We start from the raw sequence: 11,661 nt of genomic DNA, 5'->3' as shown, positions 1-11,661 counted from the left end.
ATCATATAGCCAAAGAGGATAAAGCGTTAATAGCACTGCTACAGGCCCTAGAATGCTGAAGACAGCTCTGGTATGGTTTTTATTTTTGTGCCAGTTGTATAAGTTTACCAATAGTTCCAAAGATGCAAAAATAGGTAAAAGCGTATTTACAGCTATTCCTTCGAAGTGAGAGAAGAAGCCTAGTCCTAATGCCGATGCAAGTGACCTTAATGCAGGGAAGCAGGCCGTGCCGCTAGCCAAACGCCACTAGAGCCTACTCTGTCTAATATTTTATTTATCATTTGAAAGTCTATTGGTTGATATTACCATCATTCTAAACTCCGTATATAAGTACGGAGTCAATCATTTTAATGAATCAATTATGGGGCAATGTGTTGGATCTTCGTTTTGCATACAGGTATTTGTCATATCCACAATTACTTTCTCTAAACGTTGAAGGTCATTAATTTTGTCTCGAATGATTGCTAACTTTTGTCGGCTTAATAGCTCAACTTGAGTGCAGTTGCTGTCCATAGACATTAGCGATTTTATTTCTCTTAACGTAAAGCCGAGCGCTTTGGCTTTTGTGATAAACCTAAGTTGTCCTGCTATTGTTTCGTCATATTGTCTATAACCAGATATTGGTTTTTCAGGTTGTGTAATCAGCCCTTCTCGTTCATAAAAACGAATGGTTTCTACATTTAAATTTAATGATTGTGCTAATTTGCCAATGGTTTACATTATTGCCTTTGTGAATACTACTAATCTAAAGTTATATTTAGTTTAGCTATCCAATGATTTGATGATGCCGCACGCTTCAATTGTATTGTCTGAACCACAAGCACTTGCCATCTGTTGTAATTCAGCTTTAAGCGCCCTTAATTCTTTCATACGTTTATTCACTAGTGCAAGTTGCTGATCAATTAATGCATTAACGCTAGAGCAGCTTTCTTCTGGCTTATTTTTTAATTCGATAAGACGTTTAATATCATTGAGTGATATATCTAGGCTGCGACAATGCTTTACGAATTCCAATTGTTTAAGTGCTTTACTATCATACAGCCTGAAATTACCTTCTGAACGGTTTGGATTTAACAGTAATCCTTCTCTTTCATAATATCTAATCGTTTGTATTGAACAGCCCGATTTTTTTGACAATTCGCCTATTTTCATCAATTTCCCCCAGACATTTGACTCTATAGTTACTATAGGATCTATAGTATAGGTATGCAACGAAAGGGATATATAAAAATGACTGAGAAATATTTAAACAATACGAATATCGTTAATTTTGAACACAAAGATATCCAATCCCTGATCGATCAACGAGGGTGGAAAAATTTGGATAATTTCAACAAAATTGGTGCCGCTTATCAGTTTGTAAAAGATGAAATAATGTTTGGCTATAACAAGAGTGATGATATTTCAGCAAGCGATGTGCTAGCAGATGGTTATGGACAATGTAATACTAAGGGTAATCTGTTAATGGCACTATTGCGTGGACTAGGTATCCAGTGTCGTTTCCAAGGTTTTACCATTGATCAGCAACTATAAAAAGGTGCTATCCTAAGCTTGTATTTTGGTTAGCACCTAAATACATCATTCATAGTTGGGTAGAAGTTTACTTTGAAGGGCGTTGGATAAACTTAGAGGGCTTTATATTGGATGAGCAATACTTAAGCTCACTACAGCAGAAATTTAGCCAAGCAAAAGATGAGTTTTGTGGTTATGGTGTTGCAACAAAGTGCTTATCTTCACCCGGTACGGATTGGCGTGGAGAGGATACCTATATTCAAAAAGAAGGTATTCATGACGACTTTGGGCTTTATGATTCACCAGATAAGTTCTATCTCGAAAAAGGTACTAATCTATCAGGTGTAAAACGTTGGTTGTATCAACGAGTGATCCGACATTTGATTAATATGAATGTATCAAAAATAAGAAATAAAAAAGTACTGGAGGTACAAAATGCACAACCATAGTCACAGTCATCAGCATGGTAAAGACGACCGGATTGGTTGGGCATTTTTCCTTAATGTGATATTTACCATTATCGAATTTATAGGTGGTTGGCTCACAAACAGTACGGCGATAATGGCGGATGCCGTTCACGATCTTGGTGATAGTCTTTCAATAGGTTTTGCGTGGATTTTAAGTCGTTTTTCAGATAAAGAAGCATCAGACAAATTCAGCTATGGTTATCGCCGACTTACACTTTTTGGTGCATTGGTAAATAGTATTGTTTTGATTATCGGCTCTATTTGGGTTTTATTTGAAGCAATACCTAAGCTGTCCAATCCTGAAATGCCTGTAGTTGAGGGGATGTTAGGGCTAGCCATACTCGGTGTTGCCGTAAATGGTTATGCGGTATTCAAATTAAAAGCGGGTGAAACACTAAATGAAAAAGTGCTGACATGGCACCTACTTGAAGATGTACTCGGTTGGGTTGCCGTTCTTATAGTCTCTATTGTATTGTTGTTCGTTGAACTGCCGATATTAGATCCTCTATTATCAATAGGGTTTACGCTGTTTATCTTATTTAACGTTTTCAAAAATCTTAAATCAACATTGGTGCTTTTTCTTCAAGCTGCACCCGATAAAGAGACCCAAGAGCGTATTAAGCAGTCATTAATTGAATTTCCTGAAGTAAATGGTATACACCATATGCATTTTTGGTCACTGGATGGTGAAAGTCACGTTTTAACAGCGCACCTTGAGCTGAGTGACAACTTTGACGTTAAAGAATTAATTAAGCTTAAACAAGAGGTTGCAGCTAAATTATCTTCCTATCATTTATCGCATACGACGATAGAGTTTGAGTTTTTAAATGAAAATTGTAGGGATGAAGCAGAGTAAGTTTTATCAATAAAATTTTGGAGCATACAATATAAAAAGCAGCTTAATTAGGCATAACTTAGTAATTAAGCTGCTTTTTTGCTTTTAGATTTCGTCGGATTGCTGTTTGTTACTCTCAGCGCCATGCGCCCATTGATATAAAATAGGCAATACAAACAAAGTTAAAATGGTAGAAGATACAATACCGCCGATAACAACTGTTGCTAGTGGTCGTTGTACTTCTGCACCAATTCCAGTGTTTAACGCCATTGGAATAAAACCTAAACTTGCGACCAGTGCCGTCATTAAAATAGGTCTTAAACGAATGATGGCACCTTCAATGATCGCTACGTATAGGTCGCCTTTTTCATGCCAAAGATCTCGAATAAAAGCCAACATAACCAAGCCATTTAATACTGCGACACCTGACAATGCAATGAAGCCGACACCTGCCGAAATTGATAAGGGCATGTCTCTTAAATAAAGTGAAAATACGCCCCCTGTTAATGCTAAAGGCACGCCACTGAAAATGATTAATGCATCTTTTAATGAACCAAATGCTATAATCAAAATACCTAGGATAACAACCAATGTTATCGGTACAACTAGGCTTAATCGCTTACTTGCTGATTCTAGTTGTTCAAACGTTCCACCATAATCAAGCCAGTATCCTGCTGGAATTTCTCCTTCCTGATTAATTTTAGCTTTAACTTCTTTTACAAAACCGCCTAAATCTCTACCACGAACATTGACGGTAACCACAACTCTTCTTTTTCCGTTCTCTCGGCTAATCTGCGCGGGTAAAGACTCTGATTTAAGCTCTGCAACTTCTTCAATTGGCACATAGTTACCATTCTCAAGTGGAAGCGGCAGATGCTTCAAGCTATCGATATCCGTTCTTATTTGCTCTGGTAGGCGAACAACTAACTCAAACCGTCTGTCACCTTCATAAATGATCCCCGCAGATTCACCGCCAATCGCAGTGGCAACCCAGTCTTGCAATTCGGTAACGTTCAATCCATACCTACCAAGCGCTTCTCGTTTAGGAATTACTGATAAAGATGGAACACCTGTGACCTGTTCTATTCGAGCATCAGCGGCACCATCCACGGTTTTCACAATATTTAGAATATCTTTTGCGGTAAGTAATAACCGATCCAAATCATCACCAAATATTTTGATGCCGACATCAGCTCTAACGCCAGAAATCAATTCATTGAAACGCATTTGAATAGGCTGAGTGAATTCATAGTTGTTGCCTGGAATGTTTTTCAGTACTTTTTCCATTTCTTCAACTAATTCACTTTTTGGTTTTGAAGGTTCGGCCCATTCTTTACGTGGTTTTAAAATAACAAAGATATCAGCAATACTCGGTGGCATTGGGTCGGTTGCTACTTCTGGTGTGCCAATGCGCGAGAATACTTTATCAACTTCAGGAAACGCTTTAATACGTTGCTCAAGTACTTCTTGCATTTCTACTGATTGCTCTAGGCCAGTCGATGGAATTCTTAATGCCTGTAGTGCAATATCACCTTCATTTAATTGAGGAACAAATTCTGTCCCAAGCGTAGTTGCTAACCAAAGGCTATACCCCATTAACAGCGTTGAGAATGAAACAATAATCCAACGAAATTTCATCGCCATTTTTAACAATGGTTCATAAATAGACTTGGTTGAACGAATAACTACACTTTCTTTTTCGCTGATTTTACCTTTCATAAACACAGCTACAGCAGCAGGAACCAGTGTAACTGAAAGGATCATTGCGGAAATTAACGCCATAACGACAGTTGCCGCCATAGGGTGGAACATTTTCCCTTCAACGCCAGTTAGCGTGAAAATGGGGATGTAAACAACAGTGATAATTGCCACACCAAACAAGCTTGGACGTATCACTTCTGAAGTGGCTTCAAAAACGGTATTTAGGCGTTCTCTTAAGTCTTGCCTATGACCGTTGTGTTGGGCCTGTGCTAACCTACGGACAGAGTTTTCAACGATGATTACAGCCCCGTCCACTATCAAGCCAAAGTCCAATGCGCCGAGACTCATTAAATTGGCAGATACTCCTGCTTGCACCATACCTGTGATTGTCATTAACATGGAAATAGGGATAACAGCAGCGGTAATGAGAGCTGCACGTAAATTTCCAAGTAGAATAAATAACACAACAATAACTAAAAGCGCACCTTCAACGAGGTTTTTGGTAACGGTTGCAATCGCTTTATCTACTAACGTTGTTCTGTCGTAAACAGGCTCTGCGGTAATGCCCTTTGGCAGAGATTTTTGTATTTCGCTGAGCTTATGTTCCACTTCTAAAGCAACGGTGCGAGAATTCTCACCAATCAGCATCATGGTTGTACCAAGCACTGTCTCAATGCCATTACGAGTAGCAGCCCCTGTTCTAAGTTCTTTGCCTATAGCAACATTGGCAACATCACTTATTTTTACAGGAATACCATCGTTCTTTTTGATGATGACATTGAGGATTTCATCCATTGTCGCAAGTTGCCCGATGGAGCGCACTAACACTTGTTGTCCGTTTTGCTCAATATAACCCGCGCCACGGTTATCATTATTTTTACGTAATGCATCAGAAACGTCTTCAAAGCTTACCTGATGAAAAAGTAATTTTTCGGGTTTCGGCGTTATATGATACTGCTTGTTATAGCCGCCGATGCTGTTGACCTCAATGACGCCTTTAACTTGAGCCAATTGCGGTTTAATGATCCAGTCTTGTATTTCTCTTAAGGCAATAGCGGTATAAGGCTCTCCATTAGGCATTTTAGCGTCAGGAGAAGCTTGTACGGTATACATAAATATTTCACCAAGCCCTGTGGAAATAGGACCCATCTCTGGCTCTAAGCCAGAGGGAATAACGCCTTTTATCGCAGCTAATCTTGCATTGATTAAGTTGCGTGCGAAATAAATATCGGTTCCCTCTTCAAAGATAACGGTCACCTGGGATAAACCATATCTTGAAAGAGAGCGGGTGTGAGACAGCTTTGGTAGTCCAGCTAATGCGTTTTCTACTGGAAAAGTTACCCTTTGCTCCGCTTCTAAAGGTGAATAACCGGGGGCAGAGGTATTTATTTGTACCTGTACGTTTGTTATATCTGGAACAGCATCAATGGGAAGTTTTTGATAACTCCACATACCAACGCCGATGATTACCATCAGCAAGCTTAATACTAAATAGCGCCTATTTATTGCAAGACGCAAAATTGATTCAATCATATTGCGTCTCCTAATCGTCGTCTTCTACTTCAGATTTCAAGATATCTGCTTTAATCAGATAACTGTTTTTGTTTACATATTCAGCGTCTTTACTGAGGCCATCAATGACCTCGATATAGTTTTTGTCTGAACGACCAAGGACAAGTGGTGCAAACTCGTACTCTTCATTTTCTTTTACAAAGACACCTAATTGTCCACCTAGCTCTTGTATGGCAACTTTCTCGACCGCTAAATCCACCTCAAATTGGTTTATCTTTACGTTGCCTTTTAATAATTGACCTGACGTTAGCTTTAACTCAGTGTTGTTTAATCGTACCCGTGCTAAAACATAAGGCTGATCTTTAGCTGGAATAATATTAGTGATGACTGAACTGAATGCGTGTTCACCTTGCTCAATATCAACATGCTGACCGACTTTGATTTGATTATATTGGCTGGTAAACACCTTAAATTCAGCCCACAAGGTGTCAAATTTGACGATTTCAAACAAGCTAGTGTTTTGCGTGATACCGCCAATATTTCCATTTCGCTGTAAAACAGTCCCAGAAACAGGCGATGTTATTTTATAAGTATTTAAGCTCTCATTAGATTCAATAACGGCTAATAGATCGCCTTTTTTTACCGTATCACCAACAGTGAAGTTTATTGTCTTTATAACGCCGTTATATCTAGCGCTAACTTGAAATAATTGTTCAGCGCCTATCGTCGTAGAGCCGTATACAGGGATAGTTTGGTTCAACGTTTTTGAAGCTAAATAGGCTGTTTCAACACCAACCTTTTTTGCCATGTTATTGTCGATTTTGCTTATGCCTTCTTCGCCTTCATGTTCATCTTCACTAGCGAAAACACTTTGAATGGGTGATAGATACCCAATAAAAATCAATAGTGCGAGTAAATAGTTTTTCATTTTGAATTCCTAAACGATTCAGTTAATCACTGAATCAATAAATTGTTATTAAACTTAAAGTGATGTTTATTTAGAGTGACAGCGCTTCGTTTGTTAGTTTTTCTATCTCTGCGCCATAAATTAGGGCAGCAGATGCCGCGTCAATAAGGGTTCGCCGAGCATTTAACAGCTCTTGTCTAGCCGATACATAATCAAGATATCCATATCGACCTTTTTGATAGGCGTCTTGAGTATCTTCCAGTGCATCTTCAAGCATTGGGATAACCGACTGCTTTAATGAATTAGCTGTTAATATGGCTTGTTTTCTATTGGAGTATGCTCGTAGTAAGTGATTTCTAAATCTTAACTTAGTCGCCTCTTTCTCTATGGCAACTTGGTCACGCTCTGCTAGCGCACTAGCGATTGCGCCAGAATTTCGCTTTTCAGCAAACAAAGGTAAGCTAAAGCCAGCGACCAGTGCCGTATCATTGGCTTCTTGAGAGCGCCTAACACCAACAGACCATTTGATATTGGCCGTTGACTCTGTTTTAGCCAACTGTAACTCGGCCTCTTTTAGTCGCTGCTCACTTGCATAAACTTGAATAGCAGGGTTTTTCTCTAATTTCGCAAAGAGACTACTAAAATCACTATCATTGCCAAACTGAAACAGATCTCCAGTTACTCTAGAGAATGACACTGATGTTTCTCCCCAGTAAGCTGATAAAGAAAGCTTTAGATATTCCAAGCGCTTTTGTTCAGATTGAAGGGTGAGGTTAGCCTGAGCAATAACTGCTTTTGAGCGTTTCACTTCAGCCTCAGGAGTAGCACCTGCGCGGTTACGCTGAGATACAATCTCTAAGGTTTCTTGTGCTAAGCTCAAAGCATTTTCTGCCAATATAACTCTTTGTTGGGCTGCAAGTACTTCCACGTACTTCTCAGTGACTTGAGCCATTAAATTAAGCGCAGAGACTTCTTTTTCAGCAGTGAGTAGTGTTCTTGATTTTGAAACAATTCCAATCCGCGCTGAGCGTTTATCTCCCATTTCGATAACCGAAGATAGAGCGACTGTTAATTCAGCACTGTCGAATGTATTAAATTCACCTGAGCCTGCAAAGTTCTCAGCTTCAAGCTCTAGTTCATAAGCAGGATTTAAACTTGCGATTTGTTCTCGTCCAATTAATGCCGTTTGCTTGAAATCAAATATTTTAAGTTCTGGATTTTGTTTAAGCGTCCACTGAATTGCCTCTTGAAGGTTTAACTGCTTCTCAAAGGCATAAACATTAAATGTAAAAAGTGACAAAGCGAGAAACGCGATATATTTAAGCCGAGGTGTTACACACCTTAAAATTGCTATCTTGCGATGCACACAGGTATTAAGTGCCATGTATACTTTCCTATAAATTTATATGTGATATTTAGGTCATTAACATTTGACCTTTCTTAATTTTCTATAAAATTTAGGCGTATTTAGGTGGGCGGAATGGCACCGAGATATAGCCTTTTAGCTCAGGGGAAACTAAGGCGTAGGTAGGGAAATATTCTATTGCTTGTAAAATATTACAAGAAGAATCTGTATTTAAAAATAACTGACAGCAGCAACAAAAATTACAATTATCAATTAAAGTTTGGCTATTACCCTCCTCAAATAAATTAGAGCTTTCAGGAGCTTTTAGCGGGGTAATAGACTCAGTTAGTGATATATTAAAAGAACTTTCAATTAAGTTTCCTTCAATCTCTTCTTGCGAAAAAAACACAGACTGCACCGCGATTAAAATCATTATCACGTATGATATATATGGTTTAAAATATGACGGGTGCATTCTTTTAACTACTTTCTACTTAAGACTTTAGCTGTAAGATGCGGCGAGCACCGTTTAAAACGACAACAGCAATAATCAAACCAATCACTAAATCTGGATAACGGCTGCTAGTTACTGTAACTAATAAGCCAGCTAAGATTACACCTACGTTTGCGATTACGTCATTTGCGGAAAAAATCCAACTCGCTTTCATATGAGCGCCGTCTTCTTTGTTGCCAAATATTAAAAACAGACAAGCAATGTTAGCGATTAGTGCTATTCCACCAAATATCATCATTAAAGAAGAGATAGGTTCACTACCGTAAATAAAGCGTCTTACGACTTCACTCAAAGCACCTAGCGCTAGAATAATTTGAAGTACACCAGATATATGTGCCGCTCTAAGTTTCATGCTTATGCTTTTACCGACAGCATATATAGCTAAACCATAAACAGCAGCATCAGCAAACATATCTAATGAGTCGGCAATAAGGCCAGCAGATTGCGCAATAATCCCAGCAATTACTTCTATAAAAAACATGACTCCATTAATGGCTAACAACCATTTTAGCGTTGATGCTTCTTTCATCTCATTTTTTTGGGCTAGATCTTTTGCTTTTGCAGCTTCGGTGCTGCAACTTTCTTTAGTTGATGCCAACTCTGCACCGAGATTGAGTTGTTGTAATTTTTTTGTTATCTCATCTAAATTTTCATCATGAAAAACCTTGACTAAACGGCTAGGAATATCAAATTGCAACCCAACTGAAGGCTCAATTGAGTCAAGTGCTAACCTAATCAATCTCTCTTCTGAAGGACAGTCCATTTGAGGTACTTTAAATGTACTGACAAACGCGCCACTATAGTTATCTAATTGTGTATCAATTTTTACATCTTCATTGGTAGAAGATGATTGACACTGACCACTACATTTTTCTGACATATTTAACACTCCGTAATAATATTAAAATAAGTATAAAATCTATAGTGGCTATAGAGTCAAATAAAAAATTATTTAATGTAAAAGCGTGGAAACTGAATTGAAAAGCTAGTTTAAGAAAATAGTTTCTGCTAGTATTTTAAATACTATATTTAACTGGTGATAACTTTGAACCTTAATGTTGTACTAAAAATGCTCTTGGTTATTTCGATTGTTTTACAATCGTTAACTGCTGTAGCATCCTCAACATCTGAGAATCACCAAATAGATATAGAGCACCTTCAAACTCAACATGATCATGCAGATGATCGAAATGTCTCAAATGATAATGTAGGTGATGAGCAGCATAATGAAAAAGATTGTCATCACTGCGGTCATTGCAGTGGCAGCCACTTATCTTGGATTTTAGTCAGTAATTCAAATACCACGGGCAAACTAAACATTATCAATAAAACGCCTTATCAAATTGATCAAACAAGTACCTTTCTTGAAGCGATACTTCGTCCGCCCATTTCTTAATTAGATTAATTTTTAATGACCTATTTATCCTTTAATAATGGATAAAGGTTTCGTGTTTATTAATTTTAAAATTAAGAATTTTTATGTATATATATTTAAAAAATGCAGGTTTAGTCCTGTCTTTATGTATGGCTGTGAGTTTTTCAGTTGCCACTTATGCCAAACAGAAAAGTATTTCATGGCTAGATAGTCAAATAAATAAAGATCCCGAAGTTGTTGCGGCTAAAGAGTTACTTAATGCAAGTAATCATAGAGCCAAAAGCTTAACTCAAGCCGTATATAACCCAGAGCTTGAAGCAAGCTATGAAAAAGAAGGTGATTTTGATAATTACTCTATTGGTATCAGTCAAACGATAGATTTTTGGGATAAGCAATCAACAAATAAAACCATTGGTGAAATTGATGTTTATGCAAACCAGCAACAATTGTTATCTCTACTCGATTCTAAAAAGGCTAATGCCTTAACTGCATTAGTTAATTGGCAAGCAGCAAAAAAAGCTGCTCAGTTACTTTCAGAAAGAGAAGAGCAATTGCAAACGCTCGTTGGAATTGTTGAAGACAAACGAAAAGCTGGACTTCTAGAGCCACTTGACGCTGAGCTAGTCTATTTAAACTTGTCGCAAATTTTTAGTGAAATATCTGAGTCTCAAATTGCTTTGAAAAATGCAGAGGTAAAGGTTCAGGAGTTATTGCCTGATTGGACGCCTAATACTACCAATTTGTTTTCATTTACTTTTGGAGCAACAAGCTACTCATTTAACTCCCAGTGGGTTGAGGAACATCCAAAAGTTAAACTTGCTAGAGCGAAATGGAAGGGACAACAATCTAAAGCTCAACTAACCACTATGGAATCTAAAGCTAATCCAACCATTGGCGTTAGCGCAGGGAAAAGTGGAGATGAAGACTTGGTTGGTGTGACTTTTTCAATGCCTTTAAACATCAGAAATAACTATACAGATAATGTTAAAGCCGCTTATTCAGAAGCCATTGCAGCCGAGGCGAATTTTCAGTCGGTATATCGAAAGCAGTCTTTTGAAGCAAAAGCTAATTATGAATCGCTTAATGTCAGTAGAAAATATTATGAGCAATGGCAAAAACTGACAAAAGGCAGATTAGATAGCAGCGAAAACTTATTAAATAAGCGCTGGGAAGCTGGTGATATTAATACTTCTGACTACTTACTTGCATTAAATCAACGTGCGGAAGGGCTTCATGCAGGAATACGTTTGGAAAATCAATTCAAGCTTGCAGAAATATCCTTCATTTTAAGTATGGGTCAGTTATCCAAATTTGAGATTTGAGCGCTTTGTTTTTTCAGTAGCGAAAAACGAAATCTTAAATTTATTAAAAATATAGGTTACAAAAATGAATACAGTAATTAGTAAAAAATTTTTAGCCGTAGTAATTAGCAGCCTGTTAGTTGGGTTTACTACAAATCATGATGCTTTTGCACAGTCGTCAGATGGAACTGG

The 11,661-nt window shown here is 37.9% G+C and carries 10 protein-coding genes and 1 pseudogene; 4 read left to right on the top strand and 7 right to left on the bottom strand.

Annotated features, from left to right (window positions below):
* From N523_RS19660 to cadR, 3 genes are all read right to left on the bottom strand, one after another.
* The coding region (locus N523_RS19660; RefSeq protein WP_327077832.1) for a MerC family mercury resistance protein at window positions 1-240 on the bottom strand (240 nt) is incomplete at its 3' end.
* Window positions 241-342: 102 nt separating this feature from the next.
* Window positions 343-711: a MerR family transcriptional regulator gene (locus tag N523_RS0110490; RefSeq protein ID WP_028834999.1), complete on the bottom strand. Its 369-nt coding sequence runs from the start codon at window positions 709-711 to the stop codon at window positions 343-345.
* Between the two features lie 51 nt (window positions 712-762).
* Window positions 763-1,152, bottom strand: coding sequence for a Cd(II)/Pb(II)-responsive transcriptional regulator (cadR, locus tag N523_RS0110485; protein ID WP_002962247.1), 390 nt, complete (start codon window positions 1,150-1,152; stop codon window positions 763-765).
* 78 nt (window positions 1,153-1,230) lie between these two features.
* On the opposite strand from cadR, the pseudogene N523_RS19010 reads away from it, so the two are divergent.
* Window positions 1,231-1,961: pseudogene (locus N523_RS19010) on the top strand (transglutaminase-like domain-containing protein).
* Window positions 1,948-2,835 (top strand): cation diffusion facilitator family transporter, encoded by an 888-nt coding sequence (locus N523_RS0110475; protein WP_002962252.1) that lies wholly within the window; start codon window positions 1,948-1,950, stop codon window positions 2,833-2,835. Before N523_RS19010 ends, N523_RS0110475 begins: the two are co-directional and overlap by 14 nt.
* Before the next feature lie 84 nt (window positions 2,836-2,919).
* On the opposite strand, the gene N523_RS0110470 is transcribed toward N523_RS0110475, so the two are convergent.
* The 4 genes from N523_RS0110470 to N523_RS0110450 all read right to left on the bottom strand — a co-directional run bounded on the left by N523_RS0110470 (window position 2,920) and on the right by N523_RS0110450 (window position 9,673).
* Window positions 2,920-6,048, bottom strand: a complete 3,129-nt coding sequence (locus N523_RS0110470) for an efflux RND transporter permease subunit (protein ID WP_002962253.1) — start codon at window positions 6,046-6,048, stop codon at window positions 2,920-2,922.
* Window positions 6,049-6,058: 10 nt separating this feature from the next.
* Window positions 6,059-6,955 (bottom strand): efflux RND transporter periplasmic adaptor subunit, encoded by an 897-nt coding sequence (locus N523_RS0110465; protein WP_002962254.1) that lies wholly within the window; start codon window positions 6,953-6,955, stop codon window positions 6,059-6,061.
* A 70-nt stretch (window positions 6,956-7,025) separates the two neighbouring features.
* Window positions 7,026-8,318, bottom strand: a complete 1,293-nt coding sequence (locus N523_RS0110460; RefSeq protein WP_002962255.1) for a TolC family protein — start codon at window positions 8,316-8,318, stop codon at window positions 7,026-7,028.
* Between the two features lie 455 nt (window positions 8,319-8,773).
* Window positions 8,774-9,673 (bottom strand): cation transporter, encoded by a 900-nt coding sequence (locus tag N523_RS0110450; RefSeq protein WP_002962256.1) that lies wholly within the window; start codon window positions 9,671-9,673, stop codon window positions 8,774-8,776.
* Window positions 9,674-9,838: 165 nt separating this feature from the next.
* Between N523_RS0110450 and N523_RS0110445 the strand changes: the two genes are divergently transcribed.
* Both N523_RS0110445 and N523_RS0110440 read left to right on the top strand, forming a co-directional pair.
* Window positions 9,839-10,189 carry a hypothetical protein gene (locus N523_RS0110445; protein WP_028835965.1) on the top strand — a complete coding sequence of 117 codons (351 nt, stop codon included), beginning with the start codon at window positions 9,839-9,841 and terminating at the stop codon, window positions 10,187-10,189.
* Window positions 10,190-10,272: 83 nt separating this feature from the next.
* Complete coding sequence (locus tag N523_RS0110440) at window positions 10,273-11,490, top strand: TolC family protein (protein ID WP_028835964.1); 1,218 nt, start codon at window positions 10,273-10,275, stop codon at window positions 11,488-11,490.
* The last annotated feature ends 171 nt before the right edge of the window (window positions 11,491-11,661 follow it).

Source organism: Pseudoalteromonas sp. 23_GOM-1509m (genome assembly GCF_000518425.1).
Taxonomy (GTDB): Bacteria; Pseudomonadota; Gammaproteobacteria; order Enterobacterales; family Alteromonadaceae; genus Pseudoalteromonas; species Pseudoalteromonas tetraodonis.
This window is presented reverse-complemented; position numbering and strand designations above follow the sequence as displayed.